This window comes from Psychrobacter immobilis, assembly GCF_904846225.1.
GTDB lineage: Bacteria > Pseudomonadota > Gammaproteobacteria > Pseudomonadales > Moraxellaceae > Psychrobacter > Psychrobacter immobilis_F.
Map to the genome: position 1 here is coordinate 134,416 of NZ_CAJGZJ010000003.1, position 18,684 is coordinate 153,099.

13 protein-coding genes, 2 tRNA genes and 1 other RNA gene are annotated in these 18,684 nt (G+C 41.5%); 9 read left to right on the forward strand and 7 right to left on the reverse strand.

The annotated features are described in order from the left end of the window. The first annotated feature begins 148 nt into the window (after positions 1-148). From JMX48_RS03495 to JMX48_RS03515, 6 genes are all read left to right on the forward strand, one after another. A complete protein-coding gene (locus tag JMX48_RS03495; protein WP_201534366.1) occupies positions 149-2,482 on the forward strand; it encodes an FdhF/YdeP family oxidoreductase in 2,334 nt (777 codons plus the stop codon). Positions 2,483-2,561: 79 nt separating this feature from the next. Then, positions 2,562-3,611, forward strand: a complete 1,050-nt coding sequence (locus JMX48_RS03500) for a formate dehydrogenase accessory sulfurtransferase FdhD (RefSeq protein WP_201534368.1) — start codon at positions 2,562-2,564, stop codon at positions 3,609-3,611. A 1,034-nt stretch (positions 3,612-4,645) separates the two neighbouring features. After that, entirely contained in the window at positions 4,646-6,295 is a 1,650-nt protein-coding gene (locus tag JMX48_RS03505) for a sodium:solute symporter family protein (RefSeq protein WP_201534651.1), read from the forward strand. An 85-nt stretch (positions 6,296-6,380) separates the two neighbouring features. Next, on the forward strand, positions 6,381-6,515 hold the full coding sequence (locus JMX48_RS14060; RefSeq protein ID WP_227687880.1) for a putative transporter small subunit: 135 nt from the start codon (positions 6,381-6,383) through the stop codon (positions 6,513-6,515). 192 nt (positions 6,516-6,707) lie between these two features. Next, positions 6,708-6,781, forward strand: a tRNA-Cys gene (locus JMX48_RS03510). Between the two features lie 124 nt (positions 6,782-6,905). Continuing rightward, positions 6,906-6,992, forward strand: a tRNA-Leu gene (locus JMX48_RS03515). A gap of 268 nt (positions 6,993-7,260) precedes the next feature. Here JMX48_RS03515 and JMX48_RS03520 read toward each other — a convergent pair. The 7 genes from JMX48_RS03520 to JMX48_RS03550 form a co-directional block, all read right to left on the reverse strand. Continuing rightward, the gene (locus JMX48_RS03520) at positions 7,261-8,580 is read right to left on the reverse strand and encodes a short-chain fatty acid transporter (protein WP_201534370.1); all 1,320 of its coding nucleotides are present in this window, start codon (positions 8,578-8,580) and stop codon (positions 7,261-7,263) included. A 330-nt stretch (positions 8,581-8,910) separates the two neighbouring features. After that, positions 8,911-10,284 (reverse strand): tripartite tricarboxylate transporter permease, encoded by a 1,374-nt coding sequence (locus JMX48_RS03525; protein ID WP_201534372.1) that lies wholly within the window; start codon positions 10,282-10,284, stop codon positions 8,911-8,913. A gap of 114 nt (positions 10,285-10,398) precedes the next feature. Continuing rightward, on the reverse strand, positions 10,399-10,833 hold the full coding sequence (locus JMX48_RS03530; protein ID WP_201534374.1) for a hypothetical protein: 435 nt from the start codon (positions 10,831-10,833) through the stop codon (positions 10,399-10,401). 158 nt (positions 10,834-10,991) lie between these two features. Continuing rightward, positions 10,992-12,287 carry a hydroxymethylglutaryl-CoA reductase, degradative gene (locus JMX48_RS03535; RefSeq protein WP_201534377.1) on the reverse strand — a complete coding sequence of 432 codons (1,296 nt, stop codon included), beginning with the start codon at positions 12,285-12,287 and terminating at the stop codon, positions 10,992-10,994. A gap of 391 nt (positions 12,288-12,678) precedes the next feature. Further along, positions 12,679-14,046, reverse strand: coding sequence for a PLP-dependent aminotransferase family protein (locus JMX48_RS03540; RefSeq protein WP_201534380.1), 1,368 nt, complete (start codon positions 14,044-14,046; stop codon positions 12,679-12,681). Positions 14,047-14,192: 146 nt separating this feature from the next. After that, positions 14,193-14,571, reverse strand: a transfer-messenger RNA (tmRNA) gene (ssrA, locus tag JMX48_RS03545). A gap of 85 nt (positions 14,572-14,656) precedes the next feature. Further along, positions 14,657-15,328: an alpha/beta hydrolase gene (locus tag JMX48_RS03550; RefSeq protein ID WP_201534383.1), complete on the reverse strand. Its 672-nt coding sequence runs from the start codon at positions 15,326-15,328 to the stop codon at positions 14,657-14,659. Between the two features lie 361 nt (positions 15,329-15,689). Here JMX48_RS03550 and JMX48_RS03555 point away from each other — a divergent pair, with 361 nt between their 5' ends. From JMX48_RS03555 to JMX48_RS03565, 3 genes are all read left to right on the forward strand, one after another. Continuing rightward, complete coding sequence (locus JMX48_RS03555; RefSeq protein WP_201534386.1) at positions 15,690-16,472, forward strand: response regulator; 783 nt, start codon at positions 15,690-15,692, stop codon at positions 16,470-16,472. 37 nt (positions 16,473-16,509) lie between these two features. Next, positions 16,510-18,261 (forward strand): two-component system sensor histidine kinase CreC, encoded by a 1,752-nt coding sequence (gene creC, locus JMX48_RS03560; protein ID WP_201534389.1) that lies wholly within the window; start codon positions 16,510-16,512, stop codon positions 18,259-18,261. 176 nt (positions 18,262-18,437) lie between these two features. Continuing rightward, positions 18,438-18,638, forward strand: a complete 201-nt coding sequence (locus JMX48_RS03565) for a hypothetical protein (RefSeq protein WP_201534392.1) — start codon at positions 18,438-18,440, stop codon at positions 18,636-18,638. Positions 18,639-18,684 lie beyond the last annotated feature (46 nt).

The window sequence follows — 18,684 nt, forward strand, 5'->3', positions numbered from 1 at the left end:
AGATACGACTGGTATGAATTTTTCGAAGCCTCTGTCAGCAACGACACAGCAAGCGAGAAAAATTCTTAACAGTCGTATTGTGGCAACTTATGTTCTTTACCTTTATACATTAAATCTTACCTATCTCCATCAATTTATGAGATCTGTCATGCGCAAAATTCCTGTTTATACTCATCCTGCTGCCGGTTGGCCAGCCCTATTCTCCTCCACTCGTAAGCTAATGGACTATCAGACTTTTTTGCGCGGTGGCGTGAGTGTACTAAAGAGCAATCAGCCTCAAGGTGGATTTGATTGTCCGGGTTGCGCATGGCCTGATCATAAATCGCACAAGATGATCGATGTCTGTGAAAATGGTATCAAAGTACTTGCCAGCGAAACCATGACCACAAAGGCCGACGCCAAATTCTTTTTAGCACATACGGTCACTGAGCTGCAAAAATGGTCGGGCTACGAGCTTGAACATATTGGTCGCCTATCAGAACCTGTATATTATGATGCAACGCAAGACCGCTATGTAGCGATTTCTTGGGAAGCGGCTTATCAGTGTATCGCTGAACAACTAGGACAGCTTGACTCACCAGATGAGGCGCTATTTTATACCTCAGGCCGCGTTACTAACGAGCCGGCCTTCATGTATCAATTATTCGTACGTTGTTTTGGGACCAATAATTTGCCAGATTGCTCGAACATGTGTCACGAGCCAACCTCGGTCATGCTTGGTAAGCAATTAGGTATCGGTAAAGCGACAGTAAAATTGGAAGATTTTGAGCTGGCCAAACTGATATTGATGTTTGGACAAAACCCTGCGACCAATCATCCACGTATGCTTGAAATGCTTGCCCATTCTCACGAGCAAGGATGTCGGATTATCTCGATAAATCCTATGCGCGAACAAGGCTTAAGTAAATTTAGAAATCCGCAAAAGCCGACTCATATGGCGGCAGGACAGAGCGATGACATGGTCGATGAGGTCATTCAAATCCAAATCGGCGGTGATGCGGCCCTACTCACGGGTATGGCCAAATGGCTGATTCAGAATAATAAAATTAATAACGACTTTATTACAACTCATACCTCAGGTTTTGAGCCATTGAAACAGTGGCTAACTGAGCAATCATGGGCAGATATTGAACTTGGTTGCGGTATTCCTCAAGCAGAAATCATTAATCTTGCTGATCTGGTTGCCAACAGTTCAGCAACGATTTGTACGTGGGGTATGGGCATCACCCAGCATGTGCAAGGCGATGACAATGTGGCGATGATTACCAATTTGTTATTGTTGATGGGCATGATTGGTATTAATGGCGCAGGTGCCTCTCCAGTCCGTGGACATTCCAATGTGCAAGGCGATCGTACCATGGGCATCCATGAACGTCCCGCACAAAAATTACTTGATAGTCTTGAGCGAGTTTTTGAGCATCCGATGCCACAAGAACACGGTTTTGATGTGGTTACAGGTGCAAAAGCACTGATTGCTGGAAAGCTGAAAGTCTTTATGGGTATGGGCGGTAATTATGCGGTTGCAGCGCCTGATACCAAAGCGATTCAACAAGCTTTAACCACGACCCAGCTTAATATTTTTGTGGGTACCAAGCTTAATGAGACCATGCTATATCCGGGTGCAAACAATCTCATTCTGCCTTGCTTGGGTCGTACCGAGCGCATTATTACTGCGAAAGGTGAGCAATTTGCGACTATTGAAGATTCCATGTGTCAGATTGTACCGACTCAAGGTAACCTTAAACCTGTCAGTGATACTCTAAAGTCTGAGGCTCAAATTGTCGCAGATATCGCAACTCAGGTATTTGGCGCTGATTCGTTAATTCCTTGGCAAATGATGAGCGAAGACTTCGATATCGTTCGTGATTATGTCGCTCAAGCCATTGATGGATTTGAGGATTTCAACGAGCGTATTCGTACGAGCGAACGTGGTTTTCATCTTTATCATGCGGCGCGTCACCGTGTGTGGAATACTGATAGCGGTAAAGCACAATTTGAAGTGCCAACGTATCCGATTACTTATGTAGCAAGTCAAATGGCAGAAAAAACAACCGCATTTAAAAATGATGCACAAAATATTGATGACAGTCAAAACACAGGACAAAAAGTCTGGCAGTTAACCAGTGTGCGCAGTCATGACCAATTTAATACCATGATATTCGGGTTTAAAGACCGTTATCGTCACACCGATCGTCGTGATGTTTTATTCATGCATCCTGATGAAATGATGCGGTTGGGTTGGCAAAAAGGCGATAATGTCATGATCTCACGTCAAGACAGTCATGGCGAGCAACGTACTTTAGGACCGTTGGTACTTACCGACATGGACATCGCTGCCAATGCCGTTGCGACCTACTATCCTGAGTGTAATGACCTGTTTGATTTGGACGCGCATGCGCCAGACTCTCATATTCCTGCCTACAAGTCCGCTACTGTTATTTTAGAACGCGTCAATACAAGCGAGCTTGCGGCTTCTGCATAATGAGCCTCTATAAGTTAAAGGGTTAATTATATTAGGCTCTGTTGAACATTGAAATGATAAAAGGCAGTTAGCATCTACAATGGCTAAATTAAACACTCAAACTTCAGGCATCGATATGCCTGAAGCCAATGCAAAATCTAATGTGACACCATTGTCTCGCGCGCATATAGTGCAAAAACACTATTATGTACCCAAGGATTCTAGTGATCGCCAGCAAGCATATATTGAAGACCAATCGGCAAATTTAGTGGTAGAAGCAGCGATTTCTATCATTATTAATGGTATTCATTATGCGGTATTGATGGCAAGTCCTTATCAGCTAGAATACTTAGCAATAGGCTTTTTGTTCAGTGAAGGTTTGATTCAACACAGCCATGACTTATTAGATTGGGACGTCACCCAACTGACAGATATTGCCAGCTATCAAAGGTTCACTCAAGATTCAAACGACGAGACGGATACGTTAGATTCATTTGAGCAAACTTTGGCGCAGCTGCAAGACTACGATATTTATGTGGTGGAATTGACGTTAAATCAGCGCAGTCATCAGCGTATTCAAGCCCAACGGCGGCAGCTTGCTGGGCGTACAGGATGCGGTATGTGCGGCATTACTGGATTGACACAAGCACTACCCGACCTAAGCGCCTATTCACAAGACCGTTGGCAAGGTGACTTAGAGAATAACTTAGAAAGTAAATTTCAGGATAAAAGTCAAAACAAACCCGAAGACAGTGTTAGCAATAAAAGTGCGATACCAAGTTTTGACTACCTATTGCAAATACGCGCACAAGTAGACGCGACTCAGCACACCCATCAACTGACAGGCGCTGTCCATGCTGCCGCAACGATGCAGGGAACCCAACTGCATCTCTTCGAAGATGTAGGCCGTCATAACGCCCTTGATAAGCTCATTGGCTGGCAACTACGGCACAAAGTAGATGTCGACTGCGTGGTGATGACCTCGCGCCTATCTATCGAGCTGGTACAAAAATCTATTCGTAGCCAAATACCTTGGTTGGTCGGTATGTCCGCGCCTACCAGTACGGCCGTACGTGTTGCAGAGCGCTATGGTCTAGGATTGGCAGGATTTTTGCGTGACAATAGAGTGACCTATTACTCAGGCTTTTAAAACACTGCTATTCTCGGTCTTCCCGACTCTGTAAACCTCATCCTATTAATTTCTCTAGTCACTCCTTTTCCATCACTAATATCACCTCACCTTATTTATTTCCATAAAAATCAATTATTTATCTATTAAAATCAGATTCTTATTCATGCTACTACTACATAAATACGATCTGTTAGTCAACGTTTAACGATGGCTAGCAAAGATTTATGTAGGGATAAATTTGAGATTATGTAAATAATAGGTTACTCTTGGCCCACGAACATGTTACATATATTTAACATGGCTGTAGTTTTATTTATCAATAGTGAGTAAATTTAGTTAACAATAGCTATCAATTCTTACTTGAGATGATAAACACGGACAATGCGTCACATGCGACGACTGATAAAACGCTATCCTAAACGTTGCTTATTTCAGCTGATAAAGCTGTCTAAATTTAGCTTGAGCCATGAGTTCATGGTTTAGAGCTTATCTGTATTTTGCTAAAAGAACTTGTTACATAAGTCTTTTAGCATCCAGCTACTATCGAGTATCCATACTTGACAGCGTAATGGCTAAGCCATTAACAGACGCATATTGAGAGTTGCCGCTATTATTTTATTTATGCCTAGTATGGTTAATCATCCTTACTAGGGCATGTCCTCAATTCAATTGATCCTATCTAAATGGACTAAAAATGGCTAAATTTTGCCAAACATCGTCAAATAGCTGGTTAATATCCCGATATTATCGGCGCTATTTTTCTCGTTTGACGGCAATTTATCTCATCTTTATGACCATTTTTAAAATGAGGACACACCCTAAAATAGCGCGGCTGCACATCACTTTACTATTAATCTGTCATGACAGTTTGCCTCATCGCTATTGATATGCGCGAATCGTATGCGCTCTATCAATATGATTTATAAGTCACATTTTCATGATACAAATTGTAATGGTCTCAAATATATTCTTGATGCTTAGGGGGTAATTAATGCCGCCTAAATTTTATACATTTAAAACAATTGCGAGGTATGAATTTGAAAACTGAGTCATTGTTCCAATTTTCGTCACTGACTGTTATTTTATTATTAGTAGCGTTTTACGGCGGTACCTATTTGCTGTCTTTATTAATCAAAAAAGACAAGGAATCTACCACCGGCTTTATGGTGGCAGGTCATGGTGTTGGCTTTGGTATGGGTGCAGCAAGTATGACGGCCACCTGGATTTGGGCCGCCTCATTTTATGCCGCTGCCACGTCTGGCTACAAATACGGCATATCAGGGCCGATACATTACGGCTTTTGGGGTGCGCTGATGATTTTATTCATCTACCCTTTTGGCATGCGCTTTCGTGAGCTTGCGCCTAATGGCCACACCTTGGGCGAGCTTATCCACGCCCGCCACGGCTCATCAAGCCAATTAATTTTAGCCATATCCAACCTTATGGGCAGCTTAATTAGCTTGATGGTCAACTTTACCGCTGCTGGTGCATTGGTGTCAGTATTGTCACCGTTATCGTTCCAAACAGGGGTAATCATCGCGGGTGTTGGTGTACTTAGCTATACCTTAACCTCGGGATTTCGTGCTTCGGTATTCACCGATTTTGCCCAATTGGTCGCGTTGATGGCGATTGGTGTCATCATTATTCCGGCGGTGTTATTCTCCATGGGTGGTCCTGAAGTGATGGTCAGCGGACTATCGAACTTAACCTTGGAGCAGCAGGATTTCTTTTCCTCTGAAGCATTCTTTCAACAAGGTGCACCTTATTTTGTCGCAGTATTGGCCTATGCTATCGGTAATCAGACCATTACCCAACGCTTATTTGCGATTGATAAAACTAAGATTAAGGCGACATTTATTACCGCCACAGTCGGCTATGCTGGTATCGTTATTGGGCTTGGTATGATTGGCTTGATGGCTTTGACCATTGGCATCGAACCACTTGATGGCAATATGAATAACCTGATTCCGCAAATGGTCAGTATGTATCTACATCCCGTCTTTATTGCGTTATTCTTTATTTTGGTCATTGGCTCACTATCTTCAACGGCTGACTCAGATTTGTCTGCGCTATCAACCATTATGATGGCCGATGTCTACGCCAAAAACATCGCCAAAAAAGGCGGCATCAAACCAAAAACCATGATGCTCGTCGGTCGTGGGACGATGATTGTAGCAACGGCAGCGGGACTTATTTTTGCCAGCTTTAAGCTTGATATTTTGGTAATGCTAGTATTCGTTGGCGCCTTGTGGGGAGCGATTGTCTTCCCTGTCATCGCCAGTGTATTTTGGAATCGTGTGACCAACGTGGCCTTTACCTCAGCAGTAATAGTAGGGTTGCTATTATTCTGTGTGGCGCGCTTTGAATTGATACCCATTGTTGGCATCTCAGCACTATTTTTTGAGATATTAGCCAGTGTTGGTGGCGCAGTGGTCATCGGTCTCATGGTATTCGGTTTCTTGGGTCGTAAGATAGGCATGGGAGCGGCTGCAATTACGCTGGTGCTGATGTTGATCTTTGCCACTGGGTTCCTACGCCAGTACATGGTATTACTCGCTTCACTGACCGCTTACGGTGCCAGTACTATCGTTTGTGTGGTCGTCAGTCTCATGGGTGACGAGCATTTCGACTTCGATCTAATCAAGCAACGCGTTGGTGACTACGATAAATCTCCCAAAGTAGCACCAGTATCAAAGAGCTAAAAATAATAACCTTAACGGATATCAGGTAATACTTAGCAAATCACTAGCTATATGTTATCTGCTAATAAACATATAGGGAGACGACATGGACAATACCTTTATCTACGGATTATATATTTTAATTTGGCCAGCGATTACATTGGGAGTGCTGATACTGATTTGCACTGCCACCTATCGTGACATCAAAAAGGCCCAACGCGATAATAAAGACATCATTTAGGTGCTTAGTATTTATATTTTTTTGTGTATTCCTCACGAAGCATTGGCTTATTGAGGGATGCATATAGTTGGTGAAATGGTTGAAATAGTCATTAATTAGGCTTAAATACTCGTAACCTAGCAAATAACGGATGTTTATCTAAAAAATCGCTTGTAATTTATTATATTTTTGCTAATATAGTCCACCTTGATTGGCTGGATGGCAGAGTGGTCATGCAGCGGACTGCAACTCCGTTAACGCCGGTTCGATTCCGACTCCAGCCTCCAATTATTTATTAACGTTACGTTAATTTTAGCTTGCATTATTAGTATAACCGCTTATAATAGCCAGCACTTATCTAGTAGCTAGATGGTCTATCAACTAGCTTGCGTTAAAGATAAAACAAGTTTTGCCCGGGTGGTGAAATTGGTAGACACAAGGGATTTAAAATCCCTCGCTAGTAATAGCGTGCCGGTTCAAGTCCGGCTCCGGGTACCATATAGTAGTAAGAATAATCAGATTAGCCCATACGTTATAAGCGTTTGGGCTTTTTTGTGTCTGTGTATATTATGTGGACTATTGACGTGCCCTCAATTCAAGCGGTAATCTCTAAATGGGTCAATTAATTGATCACTACCCAAACCAACCTTTCCATCTAAAAAATATGAGCTGATTTGGCTAAACTTACTTGATCCTTACTTAAACAAACAAGTCGGTATATTTGAACTGGCAAATAAATCACTCTAGCCGCCAGCTCAAGCATTATTTATAAAAACAACAACCCTAAACCAATCACAACGCCACTGACAACCAATACAATCACACAAAACCCCATGATATCTTTGGCTTTTAGTCCAGCGATTGCCAAGGCTGGCAACGCCCAAAATGGCTGGATCATGTTTGTCCACGCATCGCCCCACGCGACCGCCATCGCAACTTTAGCGGGATCACTGCCAAGCATTTCTGCCGCTTCCAACATAATGGGGGCTTGAACGGCCCATTGTCCACCACCTGAAGGGACAAAGAAGTTAACCAGTCCGGCACTGAGAAAGGCGAAAAGCGGTAGCGTGTCGGCTGTCGAAACACTGACGAATGCATCTGACATAACGCCTGCTAAACCAGATGCTGTCATCATTCCCATGATGCCTGCATAAAATGGAAATTGAACGATGATCGCCCCCGCCCCTTTGACAGCTTCTTGCACGGAAATCAAATAATTGCGAGGTGTCCCATGAAATAGAATGCCAAGGAATAAGAACATAAAGTTGACCAAATCGAGCGTTAACGCAAATCCATTTTGTACAAAGTAATAAACGATAAAAGCAATGCCCATCGCACCGATGACCATCGATAAAACCCAGCTATTTTCTAAGCGTTCTGCTGGTGTCATATCGGATTTTTCTGGAATTGCTTCAATGATTGGATCCACTAAAAGTTTGGGATCCACGACAACCGTATCTTCTTTTTTCGGCATCATCAAGCGATTTAATAAAGGCACAATAATAACCAATGCTGCTACGATAATTAAGTTATAACTGGCAAAAATCGTTGCACTCGTTGGGATAATACCAATTTTGTCAGCGAATGGATGCCCTTCCGTCGCAATTGATAACGGAATTGACCCAGAGAATCCAGCATGCCAAATGATAAATCCAGAATAAGCACTGGCAATGAGTAGACGATAATCAACACCTTCGACACGCTTTGCCAACTCTTTCGCGAACAATGCGCCAATAACTAAGCCAAACCCCCAGTTGATCCAGCTGGCTGCAAGTGAGACTAACGTCACCCATATAATGGCACTTCCTGGTGAGCTTGCGAAACTCGCCAGCTTGCCTAACCCTTTTTTAAATATCGGACTGCTTGCCAATACAAAACCCGTTACTAGCACGAGCACCATTTGCATTGAAAACGCGAGTAATGCCCAAAAACCTTCACCCCAAAATGCTACCATCTGCACAGGTGAAGAGTCGGTTAATCCTAAACCCAGCCCAAAAATGACGATGGTTAAGATAATTACGAATAAAAACGGATCTGGTAAATATTTTTCCATCAAACTATTCGAAAAACGTGTGATTCCTTTCATTTTCTTACTCCCTTTTTATTTAAATATATACTTCGTCCCTAATCTCAATGCTACCTCATTCCTCCTTTTTATATCCATTCATTTAGCAGAAATTCGCTTTTTTGTTATGGCATTGGTCTTCCAACTCATTCTTATTGTTCTGCAAAAAAACCTTTGGGGAGCTTGACCAGTATTGGCAACTCCTAAACATCGGCTGGGGCAATTTTTATCAAATAGATTTTCAATAAAAAAGAGTACCTTTGAGTAAAGGCACTCTTTTGAAAAGCTAAGTTCTATGAATTTCATAATAGAAACTGTTTTCCGTTCTTACAACGTGCCATTAGTCTAACTTCACATGATAGCAGGTATCGATAATACGGCAACATAGTAACCCATGAACTGACAGCCCGTGTTAAACGAAAAGTGTTTTGATAAGAGACCACCCAATAAGCCCAAACCTATAACGGTAAACACCCCGACTAAACCACCTTCCCAAATACTGATGACCAAAATCAAACCAATAAAGGTGGCAATGATCGCTTCATGGCTGATTTTTTGCACGACAAATAATGCCGCATTTCTTGCGTAGTTCATTGAGAAAGGATAGGCAATGACAGCGGCGAGTATGACGGATAGTAGGCCGTAAAAAAGAAAATCCATCGGACTGAGTAGATGATGTAGGTTATTGCCCGCCATCTCAGCCGTCTCAACATTAAAAACAGGCGGTGCGTTAAACAAAGGAGCGGCGGGGCCGGCAGCTACTGGACTGAGTGGTAGACCAAAAGCAATTAATGGAATCAGCGCTTCTGCAATATAAGTGGACTCTGTCACGCCATTTTTAGAAGACAGTACTGTAGTCAGTCTATGATACGTATTTTTGATACGTGAACCGACGAACTCTCCCAATATGACGGTCATAGCCACAGGGCTAAAGACAAAAGTTGCACTGGATATGAGAGAAGTGATAACCGTGAACTTAATCTGTGTCTTGTTCAAAATCTTAAAAGGGTTGGGAAAATAACCCTGCCATAATTTCAAATCTGGCGCTACTTGAACCACATTTTCCTTCTCTCTAGATTGTGCTTTTCTTCCTGACGGACTCATCACAGTAAATAAATCTGCTATTAACGGACCAATAGCGATGGCTAAAAAATAAGTCACACCAAGCTTAGTATCATATTGTCCTGTAAAAGCTTTGAGAGCCAAGATAAAAGTCACAAAAGGGATAAGTAAAAGTACCGATGCCCATTTACCTTTCGAAAAATAAGCGATAGATATCGCCGCTGCCAAAAATATCCATGGTGCAAATTTAGTAATAACATCGCCAAATGGTGCCAAAATCAAGGCAAAACCGACGGCGGCAACGACCGCGATAAAAGCAGAGATGATCGAGCTTGAAATCATCTTTTTGAGGGCGATATGTGGTATGCCGAGCTTCCTCAAAAGATCAGCTTCCTCCAACATAGGAGTCGCCATCGTATCGCCAGGAATACCTAAAAGCGCCGTGGGTATAGCATGAGTCATATGTTTAGACACCGCTCCTGCCATCCAAAAGGTAAAAACTGCGGCGGGCGGCGCTCCAATTATGATCACCATTAAGGTAAGTGGCACCATGGTTGCGGTCTCGTCTGTCCCAGAAACCATGCCAATCAACGAAAAAATAATAGCGCCAATAACGCCATACATAAGCGCTGGCCAAAACTGAATCAAAATCTCATGTAACATCACCTTCTTCCTTGAAGTCTGTGTCAAACATTGGTCTGACGTAAATGCTTAGCCAGTAAGTGCCTGTCTAGTAAGTGCTTATTTAATAAATGCTTATCTAAGTAGATTCATGTATCAGCTATTATTTTTCTTCGCTATTACTTCAGCTTCCTGAAATACCGACATAAGCTGTAATAATTCAAGCTCCTCTTTAACTTCAGAAGGTAAATCATTGACACTGGTATAATTAGGATCGTCTTTTATTAATTCAACGATAAACTCTTTGACGTTTTCGCTATTATCTTCACTACTGGCGATGACGGTTCTAGCAGGTTTAAACATAATTGAACAAATAAAGCCAGATAGTAGACAGCCTCCTAAACCAATCAGCATGGCATACCCATTAAGAAGGGTTGCGTCTCCAGATAACGAGGACATATAAAGCTTGGCCAATAAAAAAGTGCCTGTACTCACGACGCTGCCTATCACGATAGCGAATAGCATGGACCTAAAATTAACCGTGTCTCCCCATACCTCTACCAAGTTGTTTTTTGAGATTTCCATATTCATGATCATCCTTGTCATCATATGCAGTTTAGAAATGCCTACCTAAAATCAGAAACTTATCGTTAATTCACCATAGATACGCATTTCAGACCAAATTAAACACTCAAATTCCTGTTAATCTTAGATTTTACGTACTATCACTATTTACGTACTGTCATTATTTACGTATTGTCCCTATTACCGTTACTGCGCAAATTTGTCAGAATCTCTTCAGCCACATCTATCCGTATTTTACCGCTCTGAACCAACAGCTCAGTGACCTTATCGACTTCGTTCGCCTTAGCGCCAGCCATAACGGCTATATTTTTTGCATGTAGTGACATGTGACCTTTTTGAATACCTGTCGTGACCAATGCTTTCATAGCAGCAAAGTTTTGTGCCAGTCCGACCGCACAGGTAATCCTAGCCAGTTCGTCTGCAGAATCAATATTAAGAATCTCTAGATTCTGCTGAGCCGTCGGATGTACTTTGGTCGCGCCGCCAATCAATCCTACAGCCATTGGTAGCTCTAAACTGCCGCATAAATTACCGTCTTTATCGATACCCCAACGAGACAAACTACGATATCGACCCGTCTGACAGGCATAAGCATGAGCGCCCGCTTCTATCGCTCTCGTATCATTTCCTGTTGCCAGGATAACGGCTGATATGCCATTCATAATGCCTTTGTTGTGGGTGGCTGCTCGATATGGATCAGCATCTGCAAATCTAAATGCTGACAACATGGCATCTCTAACCACTTCTCCCCCTATCTCTTCAGTATTCCAAGTCGCTCTCGCCATAGACAGTCGTTTGTCTGCAAGGTTCGATAAAATCCTCATATTGGCCTTGGTGTCTGTCCAGCTCTCCAATACAGGTGATAATGCTTCGACCATAGAATTAACCGCATTTGCGCCCATCGCATCACAGGTATTTACCAAAATATGTACGATAACGTTGTATTCATGACCATCATCCAAGACCCTTACTTCCATGCCTTTAAATCCGCCTCCTAATTTCACTAAAAGCGGATCTACGTCGTTGCAAATGCTTTTAATCTCATGCTCACGTTCAAGAATGATTTGTTTGGTAACCATGGGATTAATGACATGAATTAGTTGAATCTGACCAATCATTATATGTTCAGAGGTGTGAGTATAAAAACCGCCAGTCGCTCGGCACTGTCTGGCCGCATTACAAACAGCAGCAACCACTGAAGACTCTTCCGTTGCCATAGGAACGAGCTTGTCTTTACCATCGACGATCATATTAGTCGCAACGCCGATGGGTATATTCATAGTTCCAATTGCGTTCTCGATCATGTTATCGACGGTTTTGAAATCAGTATTACCTGTGTCCAAAAAGTGCTCTTGATTGAATGCGCTTTCGCCTAAAAATTCAGCGATTTTGTCTAAACGTTGCAGGTGTTCAAGTTTATAAAAGCTAGAGAGTCTTGAAGAAGAAGTTGATTCTTTCATGGGTATACATCCTGTAAAATAATTCCTAGAAGATAGAAATACCATGAGCTGAGCATTCTTCCAAGGGTACAGAAATGCTTTTTCACTTGAAACTGTACCCATTTTATAGAACGTGATTGTTCTAATAAAGGTAGTTGATTGAGTATAAAAGAGACATAAAGTTGAAGAGATCTAAATCAGATATCTTTCAATATTGTTGAAGAAAAATAAATATAGTCAGTCCTAAATAAAATAAGTATAAATACTATCAGGCGCTAATGGGATAAATGTTCCTTGCTTGCTGCGCCGTTGCAGACAGAGGCGGCGCAAAATTTATCCCGGTAGCACAGTAGTTATTTTATAGTGTATCGACTATATCGACTTGCAGATAAGTAATAATAAAAGCTTCACTCTAATGCCTATTAAATACCTCATTCTCAATAAATTTAACCGTGGTTTGATCTATATAAAACTTATTGATTCTTAAGGCGAAGTAAGTACTTTTAGCAGGAAAAAACAGACTGCCTGGCGCCATGAAAATATTGTTACTTCTTGCGGAATTAACGACTTTTTTGTCATCCATTGGAATACGAAACCATAAAAAGTGACCGCTTGGATTATGAGGATAAAGCTTTAAGCCTTCGACTTTACTTAACTTCTTTATCGAGTCAGCCGATTTCTCATACGAGAGACTTTTAAATGTTTGTAGATGATTATTTAACGTACCGCTAGTTATCATGTGATTAAGGATATTTTCAGTGATTGACGAGGTATTAATAATCGTGATCATTTTTAGCCGTGTCAGTAATTTAATCAATGGCTTTGATGCAACTATAAAGCCACATCTCAACGAGGCTGACACTGTCTTTGAAAAGCTGCTTAAGTAAATGACAGGACAGTCTTCACCGAAAAGATAGCTGGCAGGTTTGTCTCTAATGAGCAAAAAAGGATCATCTTCGACAATAAGAACATTGTTCTTCATACAGAGTGACTTGATAGCATTGAGGTTTTCTACGGTTAGGTCTGTCCCTGTTGGATTATGCGCAAAGGGCTGCAAAAACAAAATCTTAGGATGATTTTTTTGAATAATGGCTTCTAAGTTATTGACATCTAACCCAAACTTGGTTCTTTTTATAGGTATCATATTGACTTTATTTAACTTAAGTTTACTAAACAAAGGATAATACCCTGGAGACTCTACTATCGCATTATCACCTTCTATTAAAAAGTGCCTGATTATCAAATCCAAACTGTGGTTGGTTCCATAGGTCATTAGTAGATTTTGAGGTTCAACGCTGAGGGCGTGGTTTTTAAGTATGTCGGTAATAAGACCTCGAAGAACGCTGTTTCCAGCGGGGTCGCCATAACCATAGTCGAGATATAAAGGTTTGTCTCCATCATTTGGATGCCCCAAATAACTATCCAGCTTGAGTTTATCCATATACTCTCTAGGATATCGTCCTTCACCAGGTTTATGGCTATACTCGTTGACTAACTGTTGTTCTAGTAAGTCGACTCCATTATAAAAATTGGTTAAATCCAACATTGCACTATGCGTTTCTTTGTTGGATAAATCTTCACTAATATAAAATCCTGACTTCGGTAACGCCTTGATCCAATGCTGTTCTAATAAAATATTATAAGCAGTCACTATTGTATTTTTTGAAACGTTATATTTTTTTGACATCGCTCGAATTGAAGGTATTTTATCCCCAATCTTTTTTCTACCGGACTTAATATCATCAATAACTAACAGACATATCTCTTCGAACTTCTTCACCTTTCAACTCCGATTTGAATAGAAGACTAATTAAGTACACAGTAAAATGTTAGCAGTATATGCCTAAAATAAACGATACTGTCAATCATGTGGAAAACCAAACCAAAAAAAATCCGACCACATTAAGTGATCGGATTTTTAATATTTGGTGGAGATGGCGGGAGTTGAACCCGCGTCCGCCAGCATTACGCTCATGAATCTACATGTTTAGTTTCTGTCTTTAATTTTAGTCTGCACCGATCCGACAGTCAGGATGGATTAGCCGATTCTCTACTTTTGAACCCAAGCGATTGAGACAATCCCTTGTGGCGAGCCTACATGCGGACGCTTCAACTTAGTTGACCAACTGTAGGTGATCAGCAACTAGGTAAGCAGGGTTTAAACCATGTAAACAGGGTTTAAGCTGCTAGAGCGTAATTTTCGTCGTTTGCGACTATAACAATATATGTTTGATTAACGAGAGGACATATACTCTCGACATGCATCATTGAGTTTCATCACCAGCGTCGAAGCCAGAACATCCCCAATAAGGTCGACTATTATATAGGATTTATGTGCCGACTTTCAACCTATAAAACATCGCCATTACATTACGTTACAGCTTAATGATTTAAGCCAAAACGGTATTCAGCCATTTACCGATATTTTGAATTTGTGGCATACAGACCTGATGCGCCATCGGATAAGTATTATATTTAACCTCATATCCTTTCTCAGAAAGTAACTGATGCGCTTGCTCACCCAAAATCACAGGAACGACTGGATCGTGAGTGCCATGTTCAATCAAAATCGGCATGTTTTTATTGGCAGCGCTATAGTCGATATTGTCATTGGTTGCCAAATAAGTAGAGAGTGTCATTAATCCTGCCAAGCGCTCTGGGTAGCCCAAGGCCACATGATACGCCACTGCCCCGCCCTGTGAAAATCCTGCGATGACGATATGTTCAGGCGCGACGCCGCGATCAATTTCACGACGAATCAAATCCTGTATTTTCTGAGAGGACTCTTCAATCTGAGCGGTATCAACTTTGCGTTCAAGACTCATCTCTAAGATGTCATACCATGCTGGCATTACCATCCCACCATTGACAGTGACTGCACGCTTAGGCGCATGCGGAAAGACAAAACGTACGGCCATATCATTAGCCAATCCGAGCTGCGGTACGACTGGCTCAAAATCATGACCACTTGCACCCAAGCCATGAAGCCAAATGACGGCTCTATCTATCTTTTTTTGTGATGGGTTATGCTCAACAATGACAGCATCTAAATAATTACTCATATTCTTTGAATTCCTTTAAATAAAAATGATACGTAGATACGCTTTTATTTCCAATGAAGCCAATCTTTACCGCATATTTTAGTCTTTTTTATAAAAACGCTGATTATTTTACAGCTTTTAACCAAAACTGCTACTCAAAAAATACTCACTCATCATCCTAATTTCCATTAACTTTTCACATCTTTTGAGGTCTGGGAGCAAAATCTAAAACCGCTTTTGTGCTACGATCATTTAATAGACGTATACTTAGTACTATAGCTACTGTATGACGTCCTACTATTATTTTTCAATGTTCGTATATATATGAATTTGAATAAATAATTTATCTTAACCGATTTTCTTATATAACGATGTAGCGCTTATGACTCATATTTTATTGGTAGAAGACGATCCTGCTATTGCCATGTCGCTGAAAGTTACTTGCAAGCGTGAAGGCTGGGACATTACGTGGCTAGACAATGCCAGTAGCGTGCTACCGATGCTACACACTGATGAGGCAAGAGATCTATCCGCGATTATTTTGGATGTGGGGTTGCCAGATGGTGACGGGTTGAGTTTATGTCAACAAATACGCCATACCACTGACATTGATGCGCTAAAAGATATTCCTATCGTGTTTTTGACGGCTCGTAGTGATGAAGTCGATCGCATCTTAGGTTTAGAGATGGGCGGTGATGATTATTGTGCCAAGCCGTTTAGCCCGCGAGAACTGGTCGCTCGTCTAAAAGCCATTTGGCGACGTGAGCAATTATTGTCGCAGCAGTCTGCTATTCAAGCAACATCAACGGATAATAACGTTAATGAAACTTTCTCTAATAATATGTCAGGTCAAGCCTTAACATTTAATTGTCAATCTGGTATTTGGCATTATCAACCGCTCAATTACTCTTTGATGTGGCAAGAACAAAAGCTTGAGCTGAGTAACACAGAGCGCAAAATTTTATTAACCTTATTGCAAGCTCCCAATCAAGTCTTTAGCCGAGAGCAACTTTTGAATGCGGTGAGCGACTATCCAGATCATCGTTTGGCGCGGACGATAGACAGCCATATCAAGTCAATTCGTAAGCAGTTGGCGACGGTCGACGCTAGCATTGATGTCATTCATACGCATCGTGGATTGGGATATGCGTTATGTCCTGCTTAGTACTGTTATTTAATAACGTCAAATCGCTTTTAAAGCCATGAAGCATACGACTAGTGACAATCATAAAGCCAGTGACGATATTCCTACTAGCCAAAGTAACTGGTATGCAAAACTGCATCCGATCGGAACCGCGCAGCAAACCACTGAACCTAAACGAGTACTGAATTTGAGTATTTTTTTCAGGATTTGGTTGGCGGTTGCTTTGGTACTGATCATTTGCGGTGTGGTCGCGTTTACTCAACTATTTGGTTATGTCAAACCAACAGCGCAGCAGGTCATCGAAGACACGTTATTGGATACCAGTAAATTTCTCGCGGCAAATTTGCAGTTGCCATTATCCTCAGGTCAGTTATACGACGATGCTTATCAAGCAAAACTTGATACTGCCTTTATTGGCATACCAACGACTTATCAAGCCACAGAGCCAAACTATAAAAACAAAAACTATAGCAGTTTTCGGGTATACGTGACAGATAATAGAGGCATGGTCATTTACGATTCACTACCCAAACCTGATAATGACGAAGGGCAAGACTATAGTCGCTGGAATGATGTGTATTTAACCTTGAATGGTCAATATGGCGCAAGAAGTACAACGCAAAACCACAATCAGCGCGATGGTACGATTATGTATGTGGCGCAGGCCATAAAAGACGATCAAGGCAAGCTAATCGGTATAGTCAGCGTTGGCAAACCGGTCTCTAGCGTCCTGCCTTACTTGGACAATACCCGCAGTCGTATGTTTATAACAGCGTTGTTTATGAGCGTTGCGGCTCTTATTTTAGCAGGACTGGTGGCATGGTGGCTCAAACAAAGCATCACCTTGGTGACCCAATATACCAGTGCGCTGGCGGAGAATACCAAAAAACCGTATTTCTACTTAGGGCATGAACTCAATAGCCTGACAGATACGATTGAATCTATGAAACATCAATTAGAAAATCGAGCTTACGTCACAGATTATGTTCATACGCTTACTCACGAGCTCAAAAGCCCCTTAACAGCAATTCGCGCCAGCAGCGAGTTATTAGAGGACGATGGGCTCGATGCAGATGATCGGCAAATGCTCATACAAACCATTGGTGAGCAAAGCATCAAAATGCAGCATCTGATCGATCGCCTCCTGTTACTTGCCAAGATTGAGCAACCCACCTTTAAGCTGAATCAAAAGCTAACGCCTCTGCTGCCATTACTACACAGTCTAGCAAAAGACAATGCAGCTAAGTTGCAACAGCAGCATCTGCCCCCTATCGAAATCTATATTGATGATCAATGCTTTACTGAAACGACCGTTTTACAGCCAAATATGTTGGCACACACCAGTGTTTTTGCTGACCAATTTTGGTTGGTACAAGTGCTACAAAATGTACTAGATAACGCCATTCATTTCGCCGAAAGCACGGTCATTATTTATATACACAACACACTGAACACCGTGACTATTGATATATTTAATGATGGTAAATTGCTACCTGAGTACGCGGTAAATAAAGCCTTTGACCGTTACTTTAGTCTATCGCATCACAGTCAGCCTGCTCATCATTCAACAAGCCATTCGTCAGATAAGGAGGCTTCCCACAACCTCGAACCAGAATCTCCTAGCATGGCACGCAGCACAATCAAAAAAGGGACGGGTCTTGGCTTAACCTTAGTCAAACAAGTCATTGAACATCATGGCGGTCATGTTGCTATTAATAATATTATTGCCAACAATGGTAAAGATAATGTCGCTACCAATCAGCTTTCTGGCGTAATGGTTAGTATTACGCTACCTTTGGCTAAAGGCTAACCGTTTTAGAGAAAATCAATACTTGCCTACTCCAATAAATATCTTGCCCTTCTTTCAAAGCTTTATTCTTAGTGACAATTCATTAACTTTCCATCATTCCTACACGTGATTTCTATCTTTTTATTTTACGATAGCGTTATTCATATTCGTAAGCTAAATTTAAGGTAGACAAAGCAATGCAAAATCTCATTCATCAAAATCAAATTATAGAAAACTGCTTGGGTCGTAGTCGCCATTATTGTCTACAAGCCTTATCGCGCGAAGGGATCGATAACATTACTTTTGGCCATTGGCTAGCCATTCCCAGTCAGCAATTACTTTTGGTGTTTCGACATCAACAATGTGTGGCGATTGATGATTATCAGCAGGCTGCTTAATACAGCCAAAAAACAATAAAAGCGCGACAGTACTGCTGGCATAAAT

Excerpts from the sequence above, each read along its gene's own strand:
- JMX48_RS03550 (WP_201534383.1), bottom strand. The coding sequence starts at position 15,328 with ATGAGTAATTATTTAGATGCTGTCATTGTTGAGCATAACCCATCACAA.
- creC (WP_201534389.1), top strand. The coding sequence starts at position 16,510 with ATGAAGCATACGACTAGTGACAATCATAAAGCCAGTGACGATATTCCT.
- JMX48_RS03520 (WP_201534370.1), bottom strand. The coding sequence starts at position 8,580 with ATGAAAGGAATCACACGTTTTTCGAATAGTTTGATGGAAAAATATTTA.
- JMX48_RS03565 (WP_201534392.1), top strand. The coding sequence starts at position 18,438 with ATGCAAAATCTCATTCATCAAAATCAAATTATAGAAAACTGCTTGGGT.
- JMX48_RS03535 (WP_201534377.1), bottom strand. The coding sequence starts at position 12,287 with ATGAAAGAATCAACTTCTTCTTCAAGACTCTCTAGCTTTTATAAACTT.
- JMX48_RS03530 (WP_201534374.1), bottom strand. The coding sequence starts at position 10,833 with ATGAATATGGAAATCTCAAAAAACAACTTGGTAGAGGTATGGGGAGAC.
- JMX48_RS03500 (WP_201534368.1), top strand. The coding sequence starts at position 2,562 with ATGGCTAAATTAAACACTCAAACTTCAGGCATCGATATGCCTGAAGCC.
- JMX48_RS14060 (WP_227687880.1), top strand. The coding sequence starts at position 6,381 with ATGGACAATACCTTTATCTACGGATTATATATTTTAATTTGGCCAGCG.
- JMX48_RS03525 (WP_201534372.1), bottom strand. The coding sequence starts at position 10,284 with ATGTTACATGAGATTTTGATTCAGTTTTGGCCAGCGCTTATGTATGGC.
- JMX48_RS03495 (WP_201534366.1), top strand. The coding sequence starts at position 149 with ATGCGCAAAATTCCTGTTTATACTCATCCTGCTGCCGGTTGGCCAGCC.
- JMX48_RS03555 (WP_201534386.1), top strand. The coding sequence starts at position 15,690 with ATGACTCATATTTTATTGGTAGAAGACGATCCTGCTATTGCCATGTCG.